At 36.3% G+C, this 24,807-nt stretch carries 23 protein-coding genes; 4 read left to right on the top strand and 19 right to left on the bottom strand.

All coding sequences use genetic code 11. The features are described 5' to 3' along the window. Positions 1 to 27: 27 nt before the first annotated feature. On the bottom strand, positions 28 to 1,899 hold the full coding sequence (locus EG365_RS17710) for a hypothetical protein (RefSeq protein ID WP_000632264.1): 1,872 nt from the start codon (positions 1,897 to 1,899) through the stop codon (positions 28 to 30). Positions 1,900 to 2,081: 182 nt separating this feature from the next. On the opposite strand from EG365_RS17710, the gene EG365_RS17705 reads away from it, so the two are divergent. Next, positions 2,082 to 3,245, top strand: coding sequence for a catalase family protein (locus EG365_RS17705; RefSeq protein WP_000040089.1), 1,164 nt, complete (start codon positions 2,082 to 2,084; stop codon positions 3,243 to 3,245). A gap of 77 nt (positions 3,246 to 3,322) precedes the next feature. On the opposite strand, the gene EG365_RS17700 is transcribed toward EG365_RS17705, so the two are convergent. Both EG365_RS17700 and EG365_RS17695 read right to left on the bottom strand, forming a co-directional pair. Then, positions 3,323 to 3,688, bottom strand: a complete 366-nt coding sequence (locus EG365_RS17700) for a hypothetical protein (RefSeq protein WP_001127336.1) — start codon at positions 3,686 to 3,688, stop codon at positions 3,323 to 3,325. Positions 3,689 to 4,500: 812 nt separating this feature from the next. Further along, on the bottom strand, positions 4,501 to 4,968 hold the full coding sequence (locus EG365_RS17695) for a hypothetical protein (RefSeq protein ID WP_001136790.1): 468 nt from the start codon (positions 4,966 to 4,968) through the stop codon (positions 4,501 to 4,503). Between the two features lie 432 nt (positions 4,969 to 5,400). Here EG365_RS17695 and EG365_RS17690 point away from each other — a divergent pair, with 432 nt between their 5' ends. Beyond that, positions 5,401 to 6,960: a phospholipase D family protein gene (locus EG365_RS17690; RefSeq protein WP_001987964.1), complete on the top strand. Its 1,560-nt coding sequence runs from the start codon at positions 5,401 to 5,403 to the stop codon at positions 6,958 to 6,960. Positions 6,961 to 6,968: 8 nt separating this feature from the next. On the opposite strand, the gene EG365_RS17685 is transcribed toward EG365_RS17690, so the two are convergent. The 9 genes from EG365_RS17685 to ppk1 form a co-directional block, all read right to left on the bottom strand. Beyond that, a complete protein-coding gene (locus EG365_RS17685; protein ID WP_000582735.1) occupies positions 6,969 to 7,556 on the bottom strand; it encodes a uracil-DNA glycosylase family protein in 588 nt (195 codons plus the stop codon). A gap of 167 nt (positions 7,557 to 7,723) precedes the next feature. Beyond that, positions 7,724 to 7,960 (bottom strand): hypothetical protein, encoded by a 237-nt coding sequence (locus tag EG365_RS17680; protein WP_000044010.1) that lies wholly within the window; start codon positions 7,958 to 7,960, stop codon positions 7,724 to 7,726. Between the two features lie 1,010 nt (positions 7,961 to 8,970). Next, on the bottom strand, positions 8,971 to 10,023 hold the full coding sequence (locus EG365_RS17670) for a dipeptidase (protein WP_001015457.1): 1,053 nt from the start codon (positions 10,021 to 10,023) through the stop codon (positions 8,971 to 8,973). Between the two features lie 16 nt (positions 10,024 to 10,039). After that, positions 10,040 to 11,194 carry a pyrroloquinoline quinone biosynthesis protein PqqE gene (gene pqqE / locus EG365_RS17665; protein WP_000134715.1) on the bottom strand — a complete coding sequence of 385 codons (1,155 nt, stop codon included), beginning with the start codon at positions 11,192 to 11,194 and terminating at the stop codon, positions 10,040 to 10,042. Further along, positions 11,191 to 11,475 carry a pyrroloquinoline quinone biosynthesis peptide chaperone PqqD gene (gene pqqD, locus EG365_RS17660; protein ID WP_001031363.1) on the bottom strand — a complete coding sequence of 95 codons (285 nt, stop codon included), beginning with the start codon at positions 11,473 to 11,475 and terminating at the stop codon, positions 11,191 to 11,193. The genes pqqE and pqqD overlap by 4 nt, the downstream gene beginning before the upstream one ends. Continuing rightward, entirely contained in the window at positions 11,472 to 12,230 is a 759-nt protein-coding gene (gene pqqC, locus EG365_RS17655; protein ID WP_000195114.1) for a pyrroloquinoline-quinone synthase PqqC, read from the bottom strand. The genes pqqD and pqqC overlap by 4 nt, the downstream gene beginning before the upstream one ends. A gap of 8 nt (positions 12,231 to 12,238) precedes the next feature. Then, a complete protein-coding gene (pqqB, locus tag EG365_RS17650; protein ID WP_000548482.1) occupies positions 12,239 to 13,150 on the bottom strand; it encodes a pyrroloquinoline quinone biosynthesis protein PqqB in 912 nt (303 codons plus the stop codon). 75 nt (positions 13,151 to 13,225) lie between these two features. Further along, the gene (gene pqqA, locus EG365_RS17645) at positions 13,226 to 13,300 is read right to left on the bottom strand and encodes a pyrroloquinoline quinone precursor peptide PqqA (RefSeq protein ID WP_001982218.1); all 75 of its coding nucleotides are present in this window, start codon (positions 13,298 to 13,300) and stop codon (positions 13,226 to 13,228) included. A 223-nt stretch (positions 13,301 to 13,523) separates the two neighbouring features. Continuing rightward, entirely contained in the window at positions 13,524 to 15,599 is a 2,076-nt protein-coding gene (gene ppk1, locus EG365_RS17640; protein WP_000202698.1) for a polyphosphate kinase 1, read from the bottom strand. Between the two features lie 305 nt (positions 15,600 to 15,904). Between ppk1 and EG365_RS17635 the strand changes: the two genes are divergently transcribed. Next, positions 15,905 to 17,686, top strand: a complete 1,782-nt coding sequence (locus EG365_RS17635) for a bifunctional metallophosphatase/5'-nucleotidase (protein WP_000209606.1) — start codon at positions 15,905 to 15,907, stop codon at positions 17,684 to 17,686. Between the two features lie 67 nt (positions 17,687 to 17,753). Here the strand turns inward: EG365_RS17635 and EG365_RS17630 are convergent, their stop codons facing one another. The 7 genes from EG365_RS17630 to EG365_RS17600 all read right to left on the bottom strand — a co-directional run bounded on the left by EG365_RS17630 (position 17,754) and on the right by EG365_RS17600 (position 23,167). Then, positions 17,754 to 18,155 (bottom strand): transcriptional repressor, encoded by a 402-nt coding sequence (locus EG365_RS17630; RefSeq protein ID WP_000207886.1) that lies wholly within the window; start codon positions 18,153 to 18,155, stop codon positions 17,754 to 17,756. A gap of 527 nt (positions 18,156 to 18,682) precedes the next feature. Then, the gene (locus tag EG365_RS17625) at positions 18,683 to 19,324 is read right to left on the bottom strand and encodes an isochorismatase family protein (RefSeq protein WP_000026862.1); all 642 of its coding nucleotides are present in this window, start codon (positions 19,322 to 19,324) and stop codon (positions 18,683 to 18,685) included. Between the two features lie 72 nt (positions 19,325 to 19,396). Further along, positions 19,397 to 20,167, bottom strand: coding sequence for an SDR family oxidoreductase (locus EG365_RS17620; RefSeq protein WP_001257949.1), 771 nt, complete (start codon positions 20,165 to 20,167; stop codon positions 19,397 to 19,399). Positions 20,168 to 20,526: 359 nt separating this feature from the next. Continuing rightward, complete coding sequence (locus tag EG365_RS17615; protein WP_000904336.1) at positions 20,527 to 21,147, bottom strand: ATP-binding cassette domain-containing protein; 621 nt, start codon at positions 21,145 to 21,147, stop codon at positions 20,527 to 20,529. Between the two features lie 4 nt (positions 21,148 to 21,151). Continuing rightward, positions 21,152 to 21,844 (bottom strand): molybdate ABC transporter permease subunit, encoded by a 693-nt coding sequence (gene modB / locus EG365_RS17610; protein WP_000971585.1) that lies wholly within the window; start codon positions 21,842 to 21,844, stop codon positions 21,152 to 21,154. After that, positions 21,841 to 22,626, bottom strand: coding sequence for a molybdate ABC transporter substrate-binding protein (modA, locus tag EG365_RS17605; RefSeq protein WP_000253150.1), 786 nt, complete (start codon positions 22,624 to 22,626; stop codon positions 21,841 to 21,843). The genes modB and modA overlap by 4 nt, the downstream gene beginning before the upstream one ends. A gap of 190 nt (positions 22,627 to 22,816) precedes the next feature. After that, positions 22,817 to 23,167 (bottom strand): winged helix-turn-helix domain-containing protein, encoded by a 351-nt coding sequence (locus EG365_RS17600; protein ID WP_000664112.1) that lies wholly within the window; start codon positions 23,165 to 23,167, stop codon positions 22,817 to 22,819. A gap of 222 nt (positions 23,168 to 23,389) precedes the next feature. Here EG365_RS17600 and antA point away from each other — a divergent pair, with 222 nt between their 5' ends. Continuing rightward, entirely contained in the window at positions 23,390 to 24,805 is a 1,416-nt protein-coding gene (antA, locus tag EG365_RS17595) for an anthranilate 1,2-dioxygenase large subunit (RefSeq protein WP_000204402.1), read from the top strand. The last annotated feature ends 2 nt before the right edge of the window (positions 24,806 to 24,807 follow it).

Below are 24,807 nucleotides of genomic sequence, written 5' to 3'. Positions count from 1 at the left end.
CTTCTCTTATAAACAGCTTATGTTTACTTAAAGGTAAATATCTGGTGGATACGGTGTGTTATCACTAATTGGTGAGTAAAGTGTATTTTCAACAAAGAAGCCATTTGGGGCTTGGGTCGTATCAATTGTAATTGAATCGAACATGACTTGCGGATAGGCCCAGATAAACTGCTTCATGAGGCCAAGAGATACGTTATTTTTCATATCGCCAAAAATCCTCTGCCAAATTGGCGTCCGATAAGGTTTGTTTTTGTCGAATCCATAGATATAAGCAATAGATGCATCTGGTACAAATCCAGATAAATAAGCAACTTTATTTGCCGGATAACCTAAATCTTGAGTTGGTATCTGAGAAACAGCTTGATGAGCTAAATCTAATTTAGCTTCTAAAAGCCAGTCATAAGCTTCAGTCATGATGTAATCAAAATTTGGATATGAGTAGTGCTGGCTTGGATAGTTGATATAGGTTGCTAGGGTTTGTATTGGAGAACGAATGGATGGGAAAAATATTAAAGGACACACTTGAGCATTTGCATATTTAGCTTTAATGGCTGCTCGAATATTTTGACAGGTCTGTCCTAACTTATTTCTTAACCAAGTTTTAAACTCATCATACGGCGTACCTGTTTTATTCATAGCCTCATAGATTGTGCCTAGGTCTGGCGCATATAGTCCTGTATCGGCATTAAAGGCTAATTTTGTTGGATAGTCATACACACAAGGTAGGTTCGTGTCCGTGTTATACCACCACCAAGGTTCACCAATTTGCATGTTAACATTACAGCCGCCAGCAACCATTGTATCTGCGAACTCAATAAAAACTTTGTGCAAATAAGCCAAAGCATTTTGATCACTTAAGCTAAAGAAATAACTCGGTGGTTGGTAACCTGTTTTACCTAAATTGCTATTCCAGTCACGCTGTGCCCAAAACTCATTTGCTGCAAGTGAATACATCTCAAAACTTACCCCAAAAATGGGTTGCATGTTTGCATTATGTAGAGCTTGGGCATATTTCTCATGCCATTTTCGGGCACATGGGTTGACGACTGCCTCACCTGTTACCAACGTATCTGGTATTTGCCATTTATTAATATCGCTTTTCCATGTCATTTCGGGATAATGCGACATTCCACAATAGTGGTTTACCAACCCCTGATATCCCAAAGCGACCATATTGTTGACTAGGCGCTGCGGGTTCAAGTCATAATGGTCATCATAGCTGGTACAGATCCCATAATTGTGCTGAGGTACAACAACACGACTCAGATTTAGCTTTGCATTTGTTCCAGTCACGACTGAATTGGTAATACGAATATAACCATCTTCCGGCTGGCTTAACGGCGTAGCTGACTGACCGTTATAATGGCTAGTAAAGCCTGAAAATGAGATACGTTGAATATTGGTTACCGGAAAGCTATCTGTAGCAGAAAAACCAGCTTTAACTGTATCCCAGTTAATATGAATGTGCGCCGTTCGCGACGAAGGATTATTTGCATAATTAAATAAGACGATATATGCAATTTTATCTACGCCATTGTCATGATAGTACACCGTTAAAGTTGGCGTTAAACTTGGATTATTAAGTACGGGCATAGAAGCCGATAATTCAATATCAAAATCCCAAACTACCCCTGCATAACTATATTTGGTTTCATATGCTAAAAGTTTATGATCTTTCGTATCATAAGAATCCCAGCTAATCCCTACCAAGTCATTTGTCATACGTGATCTAAAAGATGCTTCAAATCCATTTCCATAATTTGTAATGGCAAAAGACGTGGTTTGTGGGCCGTCTATTCTCCAGTAAATAGGACTAAACCGATCAATAAGTGTATTTTGGGTAATTGGATGAGGTGATGTATTAGTATTATTTTGCACATTTTGTCGATTAGTTATCATGACGTCATTCTCTTAATGTATTAAGAAGTTTTATATTAAATAAGTATTCTTATTTTACTGTTCAGATAAGTAACAATGACGTTTAAATTATTTACAGTGAATAATTTTAAAAAGCTCAAAATAAACTTAAACAAAAAACTTAATATTATTCTAAAATATTTTTTCTACCGAGGAGACTATAAATGTCAAAATTAATACAGCCTATCAGTTTTAAGGCTTTGTTTATATTTACTCCTCTTCTGTTTGTATCAATAGGTTGTAGTGAAGCGCTATATTCCCAAACAATCCCATCAGTAAAGTCTTCTTCAGAAAATATCGACTATCCAGAGATCGATACAGCATTAGGAGAAAAGTTACAACCGAATGAGGAAGTAATAGCTCATCAAATAACTCAAGTTATTGAGAAGTCTATTCGTGAACAGTATACAGCGGGAAATGCTTTGCGTGATGCACACCCTAAAGCGCATGGATGTGTTCGTGCTGAATTTCATGTACTTAAAAATATACCAGCTCAACTTGCAAAAGGTATTTTTATTCCAGATAAAAACTATGAAGCATGGATTCGTTTTTCGAATGCTTCTAATGATGCTTCTAGAGCAGATATTGAAAAAGACGCACGTGGAATGGCAATAAAAATCTTAGATGTATCAGGTCAGAAAATTTTAGAAAATGAAAAAGAAGCTACAACTCAAGACTTTATTATGATTAATCACCCCGTCTTTTTTGTAAATGACGGGCAAAGATACCTGTCTTTTATGAATGATCTAAATAGCCATAATATGATCAGAAAGCTTCATATGCCGTTTGCTTTAGGTTTTAAAGGTACCATGAATGCTTTAGGTGCGCGTAATTCTAAAATTGCAAATCCACTATATGCGCGGTATTGGTCTATGGTGCCCTATCAATTAGGATTAGGTGTTGACCGTCAAGCGGTTAAATACTCCGTAAGAAATTGCTCTACAGTGACTGCAGCTCTACCTGATCATCCTAGCCATAATTTTTTACGAGATGCCTTAAAAGATACATTGCAAAAGCAAGACGTGTGTATGGAATTTCTTATACAGCCAAGAACTTCGACTAAAATGCTGGTTGAAGATGCAATGACCGAGTGGAAAGAAAATGAAGCACCTTTTTATCAAGTTGCGACCATTCATATTCCAAAGCAAAGCTTTGATACACCTGAACAGAATCAATTTTGTGAAAATCTCTCTTTTACACCGTGGCATGCTTTACCTGAGCATAAACCGCTTGGCGCAATAAATAGAATGCGTAAAATTATTTATGAAAATATAAGCAGAGTTAGACACGATATCAACTCAGCTCCCCGACAAGAACCCAAAAACTAATTTAAGTATAAAAGAACTGCCAATAACCAAAGCAGTTCTTTATAGTTCAGTATTTGATGAGGATGGCCATAGATTTTCTAATGTCTATACATCAATTTCTCAGCAATAGAGCTTAGGTTGGCTAAATTCTTTTTTATTGGATAATCTCCTTTACTCGTATCTATGGTGATCCGATCAATGAAGTCTGCTAACCATAAAATAAATTCTTCTTCATTTTTATAGCTAGGAATCAAACTGCTATCAAATTTGAGCAATACTTCATCTTGAAGGTTAAGCAGCGAACCACCGAAATCTAAAAAATTATATAAAAATTTTAATTCAGTTCCTGTAATGGCTTTTTTTATTTCTATAATTAAATTATTTAAGTTTTCTAGATAATTGTTTGAAGAATCTTGTTTAATGTTTTTAGAAATTTTTTCTGCTAATAGTAAGTATTTTGGCATTTCTATCTCCTTATCAATTTTTTTATAAAATATGAGTATAAAATTAAAGTTATAAATTTAAGTTTTCAGTTTTTATTGAAGTGTTATTTATTTTTTAAAATTAATAGAGTTTTATGTAAGTTGCAACTTTTTATTATTTTAAAGTGTGAACTACTTTGAATTATATTCTGAGTAAATTAATAGGTTTTATATGATTACTAAATTAAACTATGCTCTTCTTTAAAATAAATAAGCTCAATACTTTTAATTATTGAGCTTATTTTTAATTGATTTAGTATGACTGAAGTATTTCGCTTTAACCTTAAGTCATTTTATGGGAACTCTTCATTTTATGAATTTTCCCGCACTTTCTGCATTCTCTGACTTCATCATGTGAAATATCAAAATCATATTCCCAGATGTGCATGCAGAAAAATTGTCTAATATTATGGAGCATAGACACCTCCTTAAAAAACCAACAATTATGGAAGTTTTTTAGAAATTCAGAATTCTTCTAGACTCAATTGTCTAAAAGGGAAATTTTTCACCATATCTTTTTTGAAAGGTATGTGAAAAAGCTTAAGTTGAAGCAAAAAGAAAATATTTCAAAATATCTTATCTCCTTACTCAATGAAGATAAGTAAAAGGTAGCACTAATCTATGTATCTGTTTTTATAGGGAACAAGTGAGTTCTGTTTACAATGAAAACTTATGTGAAGAGATTGAGATAAAAAAGAGATTAAGCCACAAAAAACCGCCCCAAAAGGCGGTTGCTGAATTTTAACAGCTATGAATAGAAGTACGGCAGAAACCCTTCTATATTTCTTATCACATTATTTTTCTTCGTTTATAATTTTCATAAAAGCTTCAGATTTAAAATAGTTAATAATCAGTTCACCTTCATCATCTGGATGTGTAGATTTTGCTGGTGTCTTAGCGTTGTCAAATTCGTAATTAAACTTAAAATCGGGCGGAATAAATTTTGAGATAGGTGGAAGATGGGTTTCCCCGCCTGTCGTCATTCGTTCTATAAATCCAGCTAACCATAAAATATATTCATCTTTATTTTTATGACTAGGCATGAGGCTAATATCAATTTTGACGGCACATTCATCTAGTGGCTTTGTTAAACATTCGTCAAAGTCAATAAAATTATATTTAAGCTTAAACTTTGTACCTTTGATTTCCTTACGAATCACACCTATTAGGTTATTTAAATGCTCGGTCGGAGTATCAGAGAAAAGATCATCTTCTTTAATTTTTTTATACACCTTTTCAGCAATCATTAAATATTGTGGCATTTCCTATCTCCTTCCTTCCTCTTTCTGGCTGGTTGCTTACTCAGCTTTTTAAGGAAGTATGATAGAAATCATGTGTTGTAATGTAGTTGTTGGTAACTTAATTGTAAGTAATGTAAAGTTATGAAATCTGAGTATCTAATAAAACGCATCTTATAACGACAAAGAGAACTACGTCACTTTTTTACTTATAAAAAACGTAAATGATCGAAATAATTGTTTGCAATAAAATACAGCTCACATAATTAGGTTGATTAGTCATATATAACTATAGAAAATTTAAAAAATATTTTATAAGCTACTGTTTTTATTATATTTTAAATTTTACTCTTCTTAGATTATAACAAAATCATACAGTTATTGTGAATTTTGACATATAAATTGCATATAAGAATGCTCTTATAGCTCTAACTTGGATGCAAATTAAATGCTTACATGATCAACCAGCTATATGAGCAGTACAGTACTATGGCCTTAAGTGCTTGGGGCTTTACTGATTTACCTTCTTATACAGATAAATATGATCCTAATGAGAAAGATATAGTGATAAAGACAAATAATTGGTTGAATGATGAGGCAGCAGAGGAAAAAACTCAGCAAGGTCTTACTGCCTTTGTAGCTCTTGATGACGCATTCATGAGTATTGCATCACGGATTTATTTAATTAGAAATTCAAAGGAAACGATTGATCTACAATACTACATTTGGACCAATGATTTTGTGGGGAACCTTATTTTACATGAGCTGCTCAAGGCAGCGGATCGTGGCATCAAAGTTCGCTTATTAATTGATGATCAAAACGGTATAAAGCTTGATGGCATATTAAGAAGCCTTTTACAGCATACCAACTTTGAAATTAGATTATTTAATCCTTATAAATTTCGTTACTTACGTATCTTCGATTATCTCTTCCGATTTAAAAAAGTAAATCATCGTATGCACAATAAGCTCATTATTGCAGATGCATCGATTGCAGTAACAGGCGGTAGAAATATTAGTAGTGAATATTTTGAAGCAAGTAGTAAGTTTCAATTTACAGATATGGATATCTTATTTTACGGGCATGCAGTGCGACATGCCCAAGCTGTATTTGCTGATTTTTGGCAAAGTACCCTAAGTGTAAATGCAACTGACATTATCGGAACTTGTGCTGAGCACCATTTAAAAGCTTTAAGAGAGCACTATGAACAACTCCATCACGAAGACCATAGCCTCACTGAAGATAAGCTTTACGATGCGCAGAGTTATTTAAAAGAGCTTTTAGAGCATAACCCTATTCAATGGTCTAAGGCCCATTTTGTTGCTGACTCTCCGAAGAAAATACTGGGCACTGCAACTGAACATGAAATGCTTTATGGCCAAGTCTTGTCTATTATGGGTAAACCTAAGCAACACTTAGAATTAGCTTCAGCTTATTTTGTACCTACCCAACAAGGTACTTATTACTTAAAGCAACTACGAGTTGAAGGTATAAAAGTCCGCGCTTTAACAAATTCTTTTGCTGCAAACGATGTTGCGATCGTACATGCCTTTTATAGCCAATACCGTGTAGAAATGCTTAAGAATGGTATTGAACTGTATGAGTTTAAACCTGTTCTGGAACGACGACGTAGAACGTGGTACGAAATCGTAACAGGCAGCGTTATACCAGCAAAAGGAAAAAATAAGTCGAGCTTGCATGCCAAGTTTTTTGATGTAGATGGCAAAGTCTTTATCGGATCATTTAACTTTGACCCCCGCTCTACCTATTTAAACACCGAAGTAGGTTTGGTGATTGAGTCCAGTCAATTACAAACTCAGATTTCTGTCATGTTAGATCAACATTTACCTCAAGTAGCATATCAACTTAAGCTAAATAGCCAAGGCCAAATTACTTGGCTAGATTACCAAGCCAACGGACAAGTCATTGAATATGATAAAGACCCGGGAACCAGCCGTTTTCAGAGAACAATGATTAAAGCTGTCTCTTATTTGCCAATTGAGTGGATGATGTAATTTTCTTATTACAAGAAACCGATTTCCTTAAAGAATTTCTGATAGGCTTCTGCTTTTTTCTCGAGAGCTAATGGATATGCTCTAGAAGATGACGGTAATCGATATAAATTAATATCGCGGTCTGCAAAATAAGTTGATGTAGATGTCCCAATTAAGGGTTTTTCCGTGTTCTCAGGTAAAACTGAGATTAAGGTATCTGTGGCTTTATCGCCCGTAGTCATAATAGTGTGACATTGAGGAATCTGTTTCAATAAAACCGCTAAGTCTGTCGGAGTGACAATTTCAAGAAACTTATCTGAAGCATTGCCCTTTAGGCGTTTAATTTGATACGCCGTATCAAAAATAGCAATGCCTGTCTCAATCAGAAAGTTGCGGATAGCTTCTTCGTTAAAGCTTTTTTGGTTCTCACTTAAAAAATAAGTTTTATCTTGAAAAAAGATTAAACCAAAAATTCTCCACATATCGTTTTGAAAGTTCGGATAGTAAAAGTCCATCTTCCATTTATTACGTGGCGGTGGAAAACTTCCTAACATTAATAAACGGGCATTTTCTGGCAAAAACGGTTGCAGTGGATGGGTTTCTATCTCAATTATCATAAAAAATCAGTATTTACTTCAAAATTTATAAATAACTTAACGTATTTTAAGGTTAATCACGAGTCAAGAAGTGCAAATTATCTTAATTAAATGTATTGAGGCGAAACGTTTAGTTGTTTCGCCTCAATCATTTCTAATTTTATATTCATGCTAAAAACCAAAAATATTTAAGAATTTAAAACTTTAAAGACTTTCCCTGTTCTGGGATGAGCAAAGGTGTTATCTTGATCTAAATTGATAACTTTATCTGAAATCACAATCTTGGAAAGCGGTAACCAGTTTTGTTCGATTTCAGCCGAAGCTAAATTTTTCTCCAATGTATTTTCAAAAATTTGCTCTACCACAATTTCCATCCCACACATACTTTTCGCATTAACTTCTTTTAAAATATGGCGCTTTGACATTCTAATCTCCATTTTTTTATTCTTAACATAAAAAATAGTAAAGGGTGTTTTGCTACAATGTGTAAAATTTAACATTTGAAGTGTTTTTTTTGTTTTAAACATATTTATTTAATAATTAAATGAATAGTGGAATATCTTTAAAAATAAGTTTTATTATTAAATTAACTTATTAAAGCTATCTTTATTTTAAGTAAAATTAATTTTATAAAAAATAATATTTAAAGGGCTCACGTATGAACCCTTGCATTTAACTTTAAACCTGGACAGCATTATCGAGTGAATTGTCATCTTTACTCTTATTATTATCCTTACTAATCAATGAGTCGGTATCACTATCAGTAGAGAAGCTCTTACTGTTCTTTTGCTTTTTCTTGTACATACACATGCCAATCGCAATACCTGTTCCTAATACTAAAATTGACTTTAACATTTTGCACCTCTTCAATTGACGGAGAAACTTCTGAGAAATCAACTTAAATTAATAGCATATTCTTTGTTATTTAAGGGCTTTCATTTGAGCCGCTTTTGTAAGGTATTTAATTTTTATGTTAATTAAAAAGTATAATATTTTGAGAAAATAAATTTTGATACAAAGCAAAAAGCCTATTCTCAAAACAGAATAGGCTTTCTACTGTATTTCAGGATTAAGCAGTATTATTAATTGCTTTAAGCAATCTTATTTATGTTTAAATACAATTCCAATGTATTTAATGCTGAACTTTTAGTCAAGATAGGAAAGCGATGATTTGCAATTAATTGGCTATTCTTGTGATGAGGTTCTCATTTTGTAATTAAGCAAAAGAAAACGCCCATTTCTACTTCTCAAAAAGAAATGAGCGTAAGTGAAAACCACTAAAGACCTGAAATACCAAATGTTCTTACATTTAGTAATGTTGATTCTAATTAACTTAGCAATTGGTTGACAATTAAACTAGTTGTACTTTTTTTAGTCATTTCGGCCAATAAAAAATGTAAAATAATTCGCTATTTTTAATATATTTAGCAATAAATTATTTACTTAGGATGCGATTGAGCACGGTTAGCCAGTTAGAAAAACAAATTTTTTCTATAATCTCATTCGAATAATGTCGCTTTTGCATTGCTTCAATCAGTAGGTGTAGTCCCCTTACATCTTCAATTTCATGACTAATCAGTGCTCCATCAAAGTCAGAACCAAAACCGACATGATTTTCTCCCATTTGATCTATTAAATATTCAAGATGTTCTAAAATTACCTCAATGGATGTGTTTGCATCACGCTGCCCGTCTTTACGCAAAAATGCGACATCAAAATTTAACCCGACTATGCCTTTAGAGTCCTTAATTGCTTTAAGTTGGTTATCTGTTAAGTTTCTGGCTTGTGGACATAAAGCATGAACATTTGAGTGAGTTGCGACAATTGGCTGCTGAAGAATGTTAGCTGTATCCCAAAAAGCTCGTTCATTCATATGGGAAACATCAATCACCATTTTTTTATCAGCACAGCGCTTTATAAATGCTTTACCTTCGTTTGTAAGCCCTGCTCCGGTATCAGGTGAATGCGGAAACTTGGCATTTAAACCATGTCCAAAACGACTTGGTCTATTCCAAAGTGGACCGATGCTACGAAGCCCAGCATCATAAAATACATCGAGTAAATCTGGATTATGTTGTAATGCTTCAGCACCTTCCATATGCAATACAATGGCTAACTTTTGCTGTGTTAGGCAGTGCTGGATATCCTGAACAGTTGTGCAAATTTGAATGTCGTTAGAGTACTCGGCAAGTTGTTTTGCTAAATCGAGCTGTGCCAAACAAATGTGTTCAATTTGCTGTTGCGTGAAGTCAGATGCGTCTTGGTCAAATAGTTTGTTGGGATGATGCTGCTTAACATAATGAAAAGGCGGCAAGAAAATAGCAAACATACCGCCAACAAAACCGGCTTGTTGGCAACGTTTTAAATCGAGATGTCCGGCTAAACCTTCTTGAATAAAAGCTTGAGCAGGATTGTTATAATCACTTAACCACAATCGGGTTAGTACATCATTATGGCCATCAAAAACAGGAAATGTGCCATGGTTCATATCGGTTTTCTCATAGCTAATCATCTACAATATTTTGAACCGGAATGTTTTGTTGAACCGTGAATTGCTTTGAATTTCGGCTATTACGGAATACCAATTTTCCCAGAGAGGAATCAATTTCGCTCTCGGCACGTGCCTGTTCAATGAGTTGATGATACAGCGATTTACCACAAACAGGGTCTGCGTTACTTGCGTCGCCTGTTAACATATAAGCTTGACAACGACAGCCACCAAAGTCGCGGTCTTTATCTGGGCAACTACGACATCCTTCTGGCATCCATGCATCACCACGGAAGTGGTTAAAACCAGTAGACTCATACCAGATTTTTGATAGGCTTTGTTCACGAACATTTGGGAAAGATATCGGTAATTGTCTTGCTGCGTGACAAGGCAGAGCCATACCATCTGGAGCAATTGTAAAGAAAATTTTACCCCAGCCATTCATACAGGCTTTTGGTCTTTCTTCGTAATAATCAGGCACTACAAAAATAAGTTTGCAAGGATGATTTTGCGCTTTTAACTTTTCCCGATATTCATTGGTAATACGTTCGGCACGTATGAGTTGTTCTTGTGTCGGTAATAAACCCTGACGGTTTAAAAACGCCCAACCATAAAACTGACAAATTGCTAGCTCAACTGTATCCGCATTAAGTTCTAGACAAAGTTCAATAATTTTATCGATCTGGTCAATGTTATGCCGATGAATTACAAAATTGAGGACCATCGGATAATCATATTTCTTAACAAGTCGGCACATTTCATACTTTTGTTCAAAAGCATGTTTCGACCCTGCTAAAGCATCATTAACGACCGGATCACTCGCTTGAAAGCTGATTTGGATATGGTCTAGGCCAGCTTGCTTTAAATGCGAAATACGCTGTTCGGTAAGTCCCATGCCTGAGGTAATCAGGTTGGTGTAGAAGCCTAGTTGGTGTGCATGCGCCACAAGCTGTTCCAGATCTTGACGCACCAAAGGTTCACCACCGGAAAAACCGAGTTGTACTGCCCCCATTTGACGCGCTTGATCAAAAACATCAAACCACTCTTGTGTGGTCAGTTCATTTTTATGCTGTGCGTAGTCTAAAGGGTTTGAGCAATATGGACATTGTAGCGGGCAACGATAAGTTAACTCCGCTAATAACCATAAAGGTAGGCCAACACCTTCTGTCATACTAAATCAATCCAGTGTTGTTGCTGGGCAACTAACATGTAATCAATAACATCGTTGTCAATTTCGGGTATATCACCAAATTGTTGCTTGAGCTGGGCAATAATTGCAGAAACATTATTTGTCCCATCAATATACTGTCCAATCGCCCCTGCACTTTCATTTAATTTGATCATGCCTTCAGGGTATAAAATGACAAAGCCATTTTGAGCAGGCTCAAATTGAAAGCGATAACCTTGGCGCCAGGTAGGCACAAGATTTACATCAAATTGTTCTTTATTCATTTAAATAGTCCTTTGTGCCATACCCGTTCTTGAGTCACGCTATGATACGGTGCTTCATTGTGTACATATGCCAGTGTTAAAGCATCCAAAATGCTCCATAAAATATCCAGTTTAAACTGTAATATTTCCAGCATTCTTTGTTGTTGTTCATGAGTAGTAAATGAATCAAGCGTGATTGTTAAACCATGTTCAACATCACGGCGTGCTTGACTTAAACGAGAGCGGAAATATTCATAGCCCTTGTCATCAATCCAAGGGTAATGCTGTGGCCATGATTCAAGTCGAGACTGATGAATCTGAGGTGCAAATAGTTCAGTTAAAGAACTGCTTGCTGCCTCACGCCATGACGCACGGCGTGCAAAATTTACATAGGCATCTACAGCAAATCGTACACCCGGCAAAACCAATTCTTCGGAAATCACTTGCTCACGACTCAAGCCTACAGCTTCGGCTAACCGTAACCATGCTTCTCGTCCACCGCCATCAGGATATTCACCATCTTGGTCAATCATGCGTTGAATCCACTCCTGTCGCACACGTTGATTAGGACAATTTGCCATGATCGCAGCATCTTTGAGCGGAATATTGATTTGATAGTAGTAGCGGTTTGCAACCCAAGCCTGAATTTGTTGTTGAGTGGCTTTTCCTTCATACATCATCACATGAAATGGGTGATAGATATGATAATACTGACCTTTATCAATAATGGCCTGTTTAAATTGTTCGGTCGTTAAAGCTTCAGGTGTTTGAGTCATGTTTCACCTTAGAGTTCAATTTGCATGCCATCAAAGGCAACTTCTACACCATTTGCTTTTAGTTCAGCAAATTGAGCAGAGTTTTCATTTAAAATCGGATTGGTATTGTTAATATGAATTAGCACTTTCTTTGGTGTACTGAGTTGGTTCAAATAAGACAACGAACCGCCTTCACCACTAATGTATAAATGCCCCATTTCACGGCCAGTTTTTTTCCCTACACCGGTTTGCTGCATTTCATCATCTGTCCATAGTGTGCCATCAATCATGACGCAGTCAGAATCTTGCATAATCTGCATGATTTGATCATCAATCTTTCCAAGACCTGGCGCATAGAATAACTGCTTCTGTGTTTTATGATCTTTAATAATTAAAGCAATATTATCTCCCTCATGCGGATCATGGCGATGTGGGGAATATGGGGGTGCCGCGCTTTGAATAATTAATGGTAAAAATTCTAAATTTTCGAAACCATTAATTTTAAAAGCTTGTTTAGGATCAATTTGATGATATTGAAGACCACCATTCCAGTGTTTCAACATATTGAATACCGGAAAACCCGTGGTGAGATCTTGATAGACCATTTCAGTACACCACACATTCATTGGGCAGCCTTCACGTAAAGTTAAAAGTCCAGTGGTATGGTCAAGTTGGCTATCCATTAAAATAACATTGGTAATACCAGTATCACGTAATTTTCGTGCTGGTTGAGCCGCTTTAAAATCAAATAATTGTTGACGGATATCTGGTGATGCGTTTAATAAAATCCAGTCTACGCCGTTTTCTGAAATTGCAATTGAAGATTGAGTACGCACTTTGGCATTAATCGTACCTGTACGAACACCATGACAATTAGGACAATTACAGTTCCACTGAGGGAAACCGCCTCCAGCTGCTGAACCTAAAATATAAATATGCATAAAATTAATATCTTATTAGAAAGACATAAGCCCTAGAACAAGACTAGGGCTTATGACAGATTTGAATAGAAATGATTAACGTGCTTCAAAGTACATTGTTACTTCAAAACCAATACGTAAATCAGTGAAAGCTGGTTTTGTCCATTGCATAAATTTTACTCCAGTCAGTACTAATCTCGTGAAATGAATCACTTGATTAAATCACATAAGGCAATTAAAAATTTATTCTAATTAAAAATGCCACGTTTGTAGATAAGCTCGGAACAAGATATTGTTCGATAATTGTGTTTTTTGTCCAAATTTTAATAAATCCTGATCTTTCAAAAGCATTTGAAAAGTCATAACAGGTCAATGTTCTGTTATGACTTATGCCTTACCCAGCTAAGTTCATCAAGTGTTGCTGTGCAATATAAAGTTCTTCTTCCGGCTTAGGATGACATTGCACCCAAGTTCCATCAGCCTGTAATTCCCATGCTTGACGATTGTCTTTCAAATAGTTGTTTAAGCCATCTTCAATGACTTGTTTCTTTAATTTTTTATTTTCAATTGGGAAGCAGGTTTCAATACGAGAGAACAAATTACGTTCCATCCAGTCTGCACTTGCACAATAAACTTTTGTATCACCATCATTATAAAAATAGTAAACCCGCGTATGCTCCAAATAACGACCAACGATTGAACGTACTCGAATATTCTCTGAAAGTCCTGCAACTTGTGGTCTCAAGCAGCAAATTGAACGAATAATTAAATCAATTTTTACACCAGCTTGTGATGCTTTATAAAGCGCGCTGATGAGCTGTGGTTCAGTAAGCGCATTCACTTTAATGATGATGTGTGCTTTTTTACCAGCAAGGCTATTTTTAATTTCTTGTTCAATAAGTTCTAACAGCTGAGAATGTAAGGTAAATGGCGCATGAAAAAGCTTTTTAAGCTTTGCCATTTTGCCCATACCGGTCAGTTCTTGGAAAATTTTATGGACGTCTTCACAAATTTCCGCATCATTGGTCAGCAAACCAAAATCGGTATAGATTTTGGCATTCACTGCATGATAGTTGCCTGTACCTAAATGCACATATCTTTTGATTTTGTCTTGTTCACGGCGGACCACTAAAATCATTTTAGCGTGAGTTTTATAGCCAACAATGCCATACACCACGACTGCGCCAGCTTCTTGTAAAACGTTTGCGACTTCAATATTTGATTCTTCATCAAAACGTGCCCGCAACTCAATAACCGCGGTTACTTCTTTACCATTACGCGCCGCTTCTGCAAGTAGCTGTACGATTTCCGAGTTGGCACCACTACGGTATAAGGTTTGTTTAATTGCCAAGACATTTGGATCTTGCGCAGCTTCCCGAAGGAACTTGATAACAGGTGCAAAAGAATCAAATGGATGATGAAGTAGAACATCTCCTGCTTTTAACACATCAAAAATCGGTTTTTTAGTGTATAAAAGCTGAGGCAAAACTTGTTGATATGGTTTATAGCGTAACTCTGGTAAATCAAAGTTTGAGATAAAACGGGCTAAATTAACGGGGCCATCGACGTAGTAAAGATGTTCTGCATCTAAATCGAATTGCTCTAATAAATAGTTAGCAATTTCTTCAGGACATTTTTTTGCTACTTCCAAACGAACTGCTTGGCCAAAACGGCGTGAAGATAATTCGCCTTTTAAAGCAGCAGCCAAGTCCTCTACATCTTCAGAAACGGTTAAATCGGCATTTCGAGTTACACGAAATTGATGACAGCCCGTCGCTTTCATACCCGGAAATAAATCCGAAATATGTTGATGGATAATGGCCGAGAGCAGAATGTAATGCTCCGCACCGCCAGAAATATGTTCTGGAATTTTAACAAGTCTTGGTAACGAACGCGGTGCCGGCACAATAGCTAAATCAATTTGACGTCCAAAAGCGTCTTTACCTTCTAAAGTTACAATGAAGTTTAGACTTTTATTGACCAATCTTGGAAATGGGTGTGCTGGATCTAGACTGATTGGCGTAACTACGGGTTGTACTTCTTTAAAAAAGTATTCTTTAATCCATTCTTTATGCTTTTCTAATATATCGCCGTGCTGAATAAAATGAACGCCATAGCCTTGGAGTTGCGGTAACAAAGTATAGTTTAAGATTTTATATTGCTCTTCAACCGCCTCATGAGCATTTTTTGAAATTTGCTTTAATACTTCTACTAACGGTAAACCTTCTGGTCCGGTTGCCTGACTCATCAAGCTAATTTTCTGGATTAAACTTGCCACACGAATTTCAAAAAACTCATCCAGATTACGCGAAAAAATAATTAAAAAATTCAAACGTTCCAGTAATGGGTGTTCTATATCTTTGGCTTGAGCAAGCACCCGTTTATGAAACTCTAATAAAGATAGTTCTCTATTAATATACGTTTCTAAATTGTGCTGGTTTGAGCTAGCTAAAGTGGGCAATGATGTCATTCTTGACTCTTATACTGGGTAAAAAAGTTAAAATGAATAAAAAAGATTAATTTATTAATGTATAACCGATTTTATTCACCGGACATTTTGTAACTGCTTTATTGCAAATTCATGAATTTTTTATGAAAACCTTAAAATTAATATTTATTTTTGCCTTATTTACTTCCTTCTAGTCATCCATATCTACCATCATCTTAACATTAATTTTTTAAAGATCATTCTATTTCGATTCAGTTTCAATTTTCATCAAATATTCATACTCTATGCGTATTTTTTATGCATCTTAATTCATCAATTGATAAAAAATGACGACTTTAAACATACTATTTAAGACAACATCTTTATGTCTGGCAATGGCCTTATTGGTAGGCTGTAATGATAATGATGACAATGATTCAAGCACACCAGCACCGCGAAGTAACCAAACTGTAAATATTTTAGCTTTCAATGACTTTCACGGAAATTTAGAACCACCTAAACGTTACGTTGAAGCAGCGAATCCAAATGATGCATCTCAAACTGTACGTATTCCTGTCGGTGGTGTGAGTTACTTTGCAGATGCAATTAAGAAACTTAAAGCTCAAAATCCCAATAATGCTGTTGTGTCAGCAGGTGACTTAATTAGTGCTTCCCCACTCACTTCTTCGTTATTTCTAGATGAGCCTACTATTGAAGTCATGAATGATATTCAAATTGACTTCAATGCGGTTGGAAATCATGAGTTTGACCGTGGTACAGATGAATTGCGTCGTTTACAAAATGGCGGTTGTCAACAATATACCAGCACTGCCCCATGCCAAATTAATAAAAACTTTAGCGGCGCAAAATTCAATTTCCTTGCAGCTAACGTGGCAATGAAAAATGATACAAGTAAAACGATTTTTCCTGCCTATAAAGTCAAAACTTATGGCGGGATTCCTGTAGCTTTTATTGGTTTAACACTCAAAGCGACTCCAAGTATTGTTTCAGCGGTGGGTATTAAAGATGTTGAATTCCGTGATGAAGCAGATACGGTAAATGCTTTAATTCCTGAACTCCAAAAACAAGGTATTGAAGCGATTGTCGTCGTTGTCCATGAAGGTGCAGCGCCAAGTACGAAACTCAATCAAAAAACATGTGATGGCTTAAGTGGACCAATTTTAGGTATTTTAGATCGGTTAAATCCGGCAGTTGATATTGTTGTTTCGGGGCATACACATCAGTCTTATATTTGTGATTATGCAACCAAGAATCCAGCTAAACCATTTTTACTAACCTCAGCTGGCCAATATGGCACTCTTATTACCGATATTAAGGTGGAGTTGGATGGTAAAACTGGCGATATCATTAAAAAGGATGCTAAACAAATTCCGGTTCAAAGTGAGGCCTATACTTCGGGTACAACCACTGTAAGTCTGACAGACCTCTATCAAAAATTTAGTAAGACACCAAGTATCGAAGCGATTTTAGATAAATACCGTCAAGCAGTAACCACAATTTCTGGGCGTGTTGTTGGAACTTCTACTGCCGTTGTGAGCCGTACGCAAGTCGAAAGTGGTGAAAGCCCACTAGGTGATATGATTGCCGATGCGCAGCAAGCTGCCGCTCTTCAAGCAAGTAATCAAGGTTCGGATTTTACGTTAATGAACCCGGGTGGTGTACGTGCTGACCTACTGATTAACAGCAATAACCAGATTACGTTTGGTGATATTTTTGCAGTTCAACCTTTCGGTAACTCGATTGTGACTTTGAGCTTAACCGGTAAACAGATTAGAGATGTGCTTGAACAACAATGGTCTGGTGCAAATGCAAATTCGCCTAGAATTTTACAGCCGTCTAAAGAGTTGAGTTATCAATATGCGGCAAATACATCTGTTTCACCACGAGCAAGTAACATCATGGTTGCTGGTTCACCATTAGTTGACACTAAAGTATATCGCGTGACGGTAAATAGTTTCTTGGCAGATGGTGGTGACAACTTTACGGTATTAAAAGAAGGCCAAAACCGTGTCGGTGGTGGTCAAGATATCGATGCGCTTGAAAGCTATGTTGCTAAGAACTCACCGTTAATTATTCCGGCTACGACTCGTATTAAAGTCATTAAATAACTCATTTAAGAATGCATAAAGGACAGTATGATGCTGTCCTTTATTTTTATAACAGTTTAAAAGATTTTTATTCAGTATAAAGATTGAGTTCAACACTACTAATGTCGACTCCGGTGTTTGCAAAAATAATATCCGTAACCTCATGAAGTAATTCTTTAACTTTCTCATTTTCAAAGTTCAAGGCTTCAGAGGTTTTGAGCGAAATGAGGTTACAGCTCATCTTGTCTTTTCTAAGCTTATAAATACTTTTACTTTTTCCTAAAAACACCCTTTTGATGATTTTACGGTTTTCAAACTCAGATAAAATTCGATAAATGGTACCTAACGTAATTTTATGTTCATTTTTAATTTGCGCATAGATACTTACCGCGCTTAAGCCTTGTGGGTTCTGATTTAAAATCTCAAAAACTTGTACCCTCGATTTTTTTATCGGTAATCCATTTAATAATGATTTTGATATTGTCGTCATCTTACTGAACCTTAATGTCTAGAAATATAGGAATTTTTTAAAATTATTTTGACTATATTTACCTGAAAATTATGGAAATGATTTGATCTATAAATTAGAACTTACTACCCTATAAATAAGCTCCGAGCTAATTATTACGTTTTAAAATAACTCCCATATTATCCCTCTCTTTGCTTTTTACATGTACGCACTTTGCGAATAGATGCAATCTTGAACTGAACCATATGGCGACCCTCTTCATTAATATCACTCTTCAACATTATTTTATATAATGGTTAACATATGATAATTATTATCATTTGTGTTTAACGGTGTATCATATACACATAAGTTTTAATATTCAATATTAAGTAATTATCTAATACATAATGATAACCATTATATTTTATTGATTAAATAATGATGAATTGCATCCATCCTCTATTATAAGTATTCATTTCGACCCATATAAAAAGCAGATCAATGACCTGCTCTTTATATCTTAAATACAGAAAGTTAAATGATTTTTATTCTAGAGGTAGTGCATCTTATTCTTGTATCCATGCTTGGATTACTTGTTGTGTTGTCATAACTTGAGCACATCGTGTACTGGCATATTTTAATGCCATATCGTGCTCTTCTCTACTAAAGTCAGCCAGCGCATCACCACATAAAAATGGCTGTATGTTTAGCATAAATGCTTCCGCAGCACTCATTAGACAACCAATATGTGCATATACACCACAGATAATCAGTTGATCGCGACCAGAGTCTCGCATGAGTTGTTCGAGCGGAGAAAATTTAAAAACACTATATCTCCACTTAGTAAGCACCGTATCATTTTTTTGAGGTGAAATTTTCGGAAAAATCTGTGTGATGCTTGGCTCATCCTTTAAACCAGGCCCCCAAAAGTCGGTTAATAACTGCCGATATTCAGGTGACTGGTTGCCAGGTTGTGCTGTATAAACAACGGGAATATTAGACTGGCGAGCAGCATCAATTAATGCCTTAGTGTTTTGAATTAGTTCTGGAATAGGTTCTTGGGTTAGATCATAGAAATCTAAAAAATATTGCTGCATATCATGAACCAATAAAACAGCACGACTGGTATGCAATGGCCAATTTGTTTTGTTTGGAGTAAATTCGTGCGCTTGGGGCATGCTGTAACTTGCAATCTTTGGAATACTCATTGGTATTTTCCTTTTCTATCTTTAAAAATATTTGTTCTTTAATTTCAGTGTATTGTTGTGCTGAAGTAAGCTTTAAACCCCAAGTGTAGCTCCTCCATCTACCACTATTTCTTGCATTGTAATTTGGGCCGCTCGGTCCGAAAGTAAAAAGCTCACGGTATTGGCAATATCATCTGGTTGCGCGAGTTTTCTTAATGGAATTCCTGTTCGGTACTGGCTTAAATCACCATCAATTACTGCAGGTGGAGGTGCATTATCTGTCCAGAGTTGTTGCTGCATTTGAGTGAGAGTAGATCCAGGTGAAACGATATTCAGTCTGACTTGATAAGGTGCGATTTCAAGTGCCAGATTGCGACAAAAATGACTTAGTGCAGCCTTAGTGGTGGCGTACATACCAAGTTGCATACGTGGCATACGCGCACTATTTGAACTAATAGTGACAATGCTACCCCGCCTTTTTGCACAAAAATGTTTAGCAACTTGTTGGCTGATCGCGATAGGCGCCATGACATTGACCGCAAAAAGTGTTTCCCAATCTTCCGTTTTTGCTTCAAGCATGGAGCGCATAATTAATACTCCTGCTGCATTTACTAACCCCGTAATTTCGTATTTTTCTAACAGCTCTGAAATTAAAGTTTGTGTTTCTTGTTGATGGGTAATGTCTTGTGAGATGCCTTGCCATTGTGAAGATTGATCTGACGTCATTGTTTTACTGATATCCCATTGTTCAGGATTTTTTTGACAGTCAATACCAATAACATGATACCCCTGATCTAGTAGTTGCTTGGCGATAGCCGCTCCTATCCCTCTTGCAGCACCTGTGACCACGATGGTAGAGCGCATGTGAATACTCCAATTTATATTATAAAGAAATCTATAAATATAATTGCAAATAATTATCATTCTTATCAATAGCAAATGGATATAAAAGTTCAAATTATGATCTGATACAAATGAGTTACAGCTTAAAATTACAAGCTAAGACATTGTTTTATAATTAGTTTATAAAATTTAAAGGTCAAGAATATTTTGTTATTAATAATCATTTTCAATAAGACAGGTTTTGATTTATTCGGCTAAAATCAGATTTATGGTTTATCAAAACTAGTAACTTTTTAGGATTCGATCTCCCGCAGGCTCAGAATGAGTTCTCTATAACTCCGACTCTCGTAAGTTTGGAAATGCGTATAAAAAATGAAAAATTATAAAATCCACATTGTTTCGGTCAGTTGTTTAATCTCTTGAATATCATGACTTACATAAATCATCGGAATTTTAATTTCCTCTTTTACCTTTTGAAAAAAAGGAATAATTTCAGCTTTATGATTCGCATCTAATGCTGATAAAGGTTCATCAAGCAGTAACAGCTTAGGCGAATATAATAATGCTCGACCTAGTGCCACGCGCTGCTTTTCCCCACCTGAGAGTTTGATAGGCATACGTTGTAATAAATGCCCTAACTTTAATAACTCAATAATGTAATCTGCTTCAAATTGACGTTCTTGTTGGGAAAGATGCTGAAAACCAAATAATAAATTTTGCTTGACTGTTTTATGCGGAAAAAGCTGAGCATCTTGAAAAACCAATCCAACATGCCGTTTTTGCGTGCTGACATTAATTTTTTGATTTGAATCAAACCACGTTTGATCCTGTATTTTAATAAGCCCACTACGCGGAGTGTTCAGCCCTGCAATGGCATGTAAAATGGACGTTTTACCTGACCCAGAGGCACCAAATAGCCCAATAACAGAAGCATCTGACTGGAAACTAGGTTCAATATGAAACTGGCCCATGTGTAGCTGAAAACGGCATTCAATCAACATAATTTTACCGTCCTAACCGCTTCTTTTGATAACGATGAAACCACTGGGCAAACCATAGCGCTAAAAAAGCTACACTTAACGATAAAACAATAAGCCTTTGAATAGCAGCTTCTGTATCGGGTTGTTGCATTAAGCTATACATGGCTAGAGGCAAAGTCCGTGTTTCATTTGAAATATTACCCACAAAAGTAATGGTGGCCCCAAACTCTCCTAAACTACGGCAAAAACATAAAATAGCACCAATTAAAATGCCACTGCTGGCAAGAGGCAAAGTGACATGAAAAAATGCCCCTAAAGATGAGGCACCTAATGTCTTTGCTGCCATTTCTAAACGCTGATCGACCAGTTCAATCGCTAGACGAATAGATTGCACCAATAACGGGAAACCCATCACTGCCGAAGCAAGAACGGCGCCTTTCCAGTTAAATGCAAAATCAATTCCGAGCGGTGCCAAATATTGTCCAATAATGCCGCGGCTCCCAAAAACTTGTAAAAGCAAATAACCAGGTACAACTGGCGGTAACACCAAAGGTAAAAACACCAATGTTTCAATGAATGACTTACCCCAAAACTCTTTACGTGCCAAAAACCATCCCACACAAATTGCAGGAATAATACTGACCACAAGACAACTTGCTGCAACCTTACAAGAAAGTTGCAGAACGCTGAGCTCTTCTGGGGTTAGAGAAAACATCATGGCTTGACTGGAGCCAACACGCTAAAGCCATATTTTTTAAAAACAGCTTTGGCTTGATTGCTTTGTAAAAATTGATAGAACTTTGTTGAGTTCGGATTCTTTTTAATCAACCCTAAAGGATAAATAATTGGTGAATGTGTATTTTCCGGAAATATGCCAGCTACCTTCACGTCTTTGCTAATCGCAGCATCGGTTGCATAGACAATACCGACCTGACATTCACCACGCGCAACAAAGTTTAAAGCAGCTCGAACATCTTCTGTTTCAACTAACTTTGGCTCAATACGACTCCACCAACCTAAATTAGTAAAAGCTTGTTTGGCATATTTGCCTACAGGCACACTTTTGGTATCTCCTGTACAAATCTTTCCTGTAAACACTCTATTGGGATCGGTCGTTTTATCTAGTTTTATGTTTAATGATTGCCCTTTAGGGGTAATTAGAACCAAACGATTACCTAATAAATTTATACGGTCATTTGTTGCAACTAATTTTTTGTTTTGTAGATAATCCATCCACTGGGTATCTGCTGAAATAAAAATATCAGCTGGTGCTCCAGCTTCAATTTGTTTAGCTAAGGTCGATGAACCTGCATATGAAGTTTTAACTTCTACTTTATTCTGTTTTTCGTAAATTTTTTCTAAATCGTTAATTGCATTCGTTAAGCTTGCTGCTGCATAAACAGTAACTGATTCAGCCTTGGCTGGAACATTAAAGACCAATCCTATGCTGAGGACTGAACAGGCGAAAGCCAAATTTTTTATCTTCGTATCACTTACCATTATGTTTACCTTTTTTGTGTTTTTTTGCAGCGATATATACCCAAGAATATAGCGCTACACGAAGATTATGAAAAGCATAATTCGTTAACTATAGATGACTGGAATGCAGCAGTGCTTTTTCGGCGTGCACTTGATATTAAGCAAAAGCTATACCAAATCAAAAGATTTCATCGTTATGCAATCTTTTATCTTAACCTTTTAAATAACTACTCATGATTTGGTAATCATGCTCTAAAGCTTGTCGGGCATTGTTTTCCATTTGACGGTAATGCTGTAAGACTTTCTGGCCCAAAGCTGTGATAGCTGCCCCACCACCATGTGTTCCCCCCGTTTGTGTTTCCACTAAAGCTGTTTCAAAGCATTGATTCATGGTGTCGACTAACTGCCATGCACGGCGATAGCTCATATTCATAGATTTTGCAGCTTGTGAGATTGAACCAGTTCTCGCAATTGCTTCAAGTAAATCCGCCTTACCCGGACCAAATGCAATATTTTGCTCTAAAAGAATTCTAATTTGTAATTTTAAGTTTTGTTCTTTCATAGACTTAGTTCACAAAGTTTCATTTTTATGCTGCTTAACATTATAGGAAACTTTAATAGCTTAAAACACATACAAATTTAAATCTCTACTCTTTCTTCAAAAGAGTTCAATTAAAAAATCAAAACTGCACAAAGTGGATAAAGATCTGGAAAAAACGGATAGAGAGCAATGCTTAATCGCGGTTCAATCAGTTAAAAGCTGATTGATTGGAGGATTGAGTAAATGACCTCATCTAATTTAAAACAATGGAATGATTTTATAGATGGATGTATCGACTTCCGTCCTAACGATGGCGTGTTCCGTATCGCACGCGACATGTTTACCGAGCCAGAACTATTTGACTTGGAAATGGAATTTATTTTTGAAAAGGTTTGGATTTACGCATGTCACGAAAGTGAAATTCCAAACAATCATGATTTCCTAACCGTTCAAATTGGCCGCCAACCGATTATTGTAAGCCGTGATGGTAAAGGCGAACTACATGCCATGGTGAATGCTTGTGAACACCGCGGTGCGACCTTAACACGTGTTGCTAAAGGCAATCAATCTACATTTACCTGCCCGTTTCATGCTTGGTGTTATAAATCAGATGGCCGTTTGGTTAAAGTCAAAGCGCCTAGCGAATATTGTGAAGATTTTGATAAATCAAGCCGTGGTTTAAAACAAGGCCGTATTGCCAGCTACCGTGGATTTGTATTTGTAAGTCTTGATACTCAAGCAACAGATTCACTAGAAGACTTTTTGGGCGATGCAAAACTGTTCCTTGATTTAATGGTTAACCAGTCGCCAACAGGTGAACTCGAAGTATTACAAGGTAAGTCATCTTATACCTTTGCAGGTAACTGGAAGCTACAAAATGAAAATGGTCTAGATGGTTATCATGTAAGTACCGTTCACTATAACTATGTCTCTACAGTTCAACACCGTCAGCAAGTCAATGCATCAAAAGGTGCCGAACTCGACACGCTCGACTACAGTAAATTAGGTGCAGGTGACTCAGAAACTGATGATGGCTGGTTTAGTTTTAAAAATGGCCATAGTGTTTTATTCAGTGACATGCCAAATCCGACAGTTCGTCCAGGCTACAGCACAGTTATGCCATATATGGTTGAAAAATATGGCGAAAAATATGCTGAATGGGCAATGCATCGTTTAAGAAATTTGAACTTGTACCCTAGCCTATTTTTTATGGATCAAATTAGCTCACAGCTTCGTATTGTTCGCCCTGTGGCATGGAATAAAACTGAAGTCATTAGCCAATGTATTGGTGTTAAAGGTGAATCTACTGAAGCACGCCGTAATCGTATTCGCCAGTTTGAAGATTTCTTTAACGTATCAGGCCTTGGTACACCAGACGATTTAGTTGAATTCCGTGAACAGCAAAAAGGTTTTCAGGCACGACTTGAACGTTGGAGCGATATTTCACGTGGTTGTCAGTCTTGGGAATATGGCGCGACCAAAAACTCACAAGATTTAGGCATTCAACCCGTTATTACTGGCCGTGAATTTACCCATGAAGGACTCTATGTAAACCAGCATGGACACTGGCAACGTCTCATGCTCGATGGCTTAAATAAAAAAGCGCTGAAAATGCAGGATATTACTTTTGAAAACAATGCCGTAATGGATGAGGTGTAACC

Origin of the sequence: Acinetobacter sp. FDAARGOS_494, assembly GCF_003812225.1 — a bacterium.
Classification (GTDB): domain Bacteria; phylum Pseudomonadota; class Gammaproteobacteria; order Pseudomonadales; family Moraxellaceae; genus Acinetobacter; species Acinetobacter baumannii.
This window is presented reverse-complemented; position numbering and strand designations above follow the sequence as displayed.

Excerpts from the sequence above, each read along its gene's own strand:
- EG365_RS17710 (WP_000632264.1), bottom strand. The coding sequence starts at position 1,899 with ATGATAACTAATCGACAAAATGTGCAAAATAATACTAATACATCACCT.
- EG365_RS17705 (WP_000040089.1), top strand. The coding sequence starts at position 2,082 with ATGTCAAAATTAATACAGCCTATCAGTTTTAAGGCTTTGTTTATATTT.
- EG365_RS17700 (WP_001127336.1), bottom strand. The coding sequence starts at position 3,688 with ATGCCAAAATACTTACTATTAGCAGAAAAAATTTCTAAAAACATTAAA.
- EG365_RS17695 (WP_001136790.1), bottom strand. The coding sequence starts at position 4,968 with ATGCCACAATATTTAATGATTGCTGAAAAGGTGTATAAAAAAATTAAA.
- EG365_RS17690 (WP_001987964.1), top strand. The coding sequence starts at position 5,401 with ATGATCAACCAGCTATATGAGCAGTACAGTACTATGGCCTTAAGTGCT.
- EG365_RS17685 (WP_000582735.1), bottom strand. The coding sequence starts at position 7,556 with ATGATAATTGAGATAGAAACCCATCCACTGCAACCGTTTTTGCCAGAA.
- EG365_RS17680 (WP_000044010.1), bottom strand. The coding sequence starts at position 7,960 with ATGTCAAAGCGCCATATTTTAAAAGAAGTTAATGCGAAAAGTATGTGT.
- EG365_RS17670 (WP_001015457.1), bottom strand. The coding sequence starts at position 10,023 with ATGAACCATGGCACATTTCCTGTTTTTGATGGCCATAATGATGTACTA.
- pqqE (WP_000134715.1), bottom strand. The coding sequence starts at position 11,194 with ATGACAGAAGGTGTTGGCCTACCTTTATGGTTATTAGCGGAGTTAACT.
- pqqD (WP_001031363.1), bottom strand. The coding sequence starts at position 11,475 with ATGAATAAAGAACAATTTGATGTAAATCTTGTGCCTACCTGGCGCCAA.
- pqqC (WP_000195114.1), bottom strand. The coding sequence starts at position 12,230 with ATGACTCAAACACCTGAAGCTTTAACGACCGAACAATTTAAACAGGCC.
- pqqB (WP_000548482.1), bottom strand. The coding sequence starts at position 13,150 with ATGCATATTTATATTTTAGGTTCAGCAGCTGGAGGCGGTTTCCCTCAG.
- ppk1 (WP_000202698.1), bottom strand. The coding sequence starts at position 15,599 with ATGACATCATTGCCCACTTTAGCTAGCTCAAACCAGCACAATTTAGAA.
- EG365_RS17635 (WP_000209606.1), top strand. The coding sequence starts at position 15,905 with ATGACGACTTTAAACATACTATTTAAGACAACATCTTTATGTCTGGCA.
- EG365_RS17630 (WP_000207886.1), bottom strand. The coding sequence starts at position 18,155 with ATGACGACAATATCAAAATCATTATTAAATGGATTACCGATAAAAAAA.
- EG365_RS17625 (WP_000026862.1), bottom strand. The coding sequence starts at position 19,324 with ATGAGTATTCCAAAGATTGCAAGTTACAGCATGCCCCAAGCGCACGAA.
- EG365_RS17620 (WP_001257949.1), bottom strand. The coding sequence starts at position 20,167 with ATGCGCTCTACCATCGTGGTCACAGGTGCTGCAAGAGGGATAGGAGCG.
- EG365_RS17615 (WP_000904336.1), bottom strand. The coding sequence starts at position 21,147 with ATGTTGATTGAATGCCGTTTTCAGCTACACATGGGCCAGTTTCATATT.
- modB (WP_000971585.1), bottom strand. The coding sequence starts at position 21,844 with ATGATGTTTTCTCTAACCCCAGAAGAGCTCAGCGTTCTGCAACTTTCT.
- modA (WP_000253150.1), bottom strand. The coding sequence starts at position 22,626 with ATGGTAAGTGATACGAAGATAAAAAATTTGGCTTTCGCCTGTTCAGTC.
- EG365_RS17600 (WP_000664112.1), bottom strand. The coding sequence starts at position 23,167 with ATGAAAGAACAAAACTTAAAATTACAAATTAGAATTCTTTTAGAGCAA.
- antA (WP_000204402.1), top strand. The coding sequence starts at position 23,390 with ATGACCTCATCTAATTTAAAACAATGGAATGATTTTATAGATGGATGT.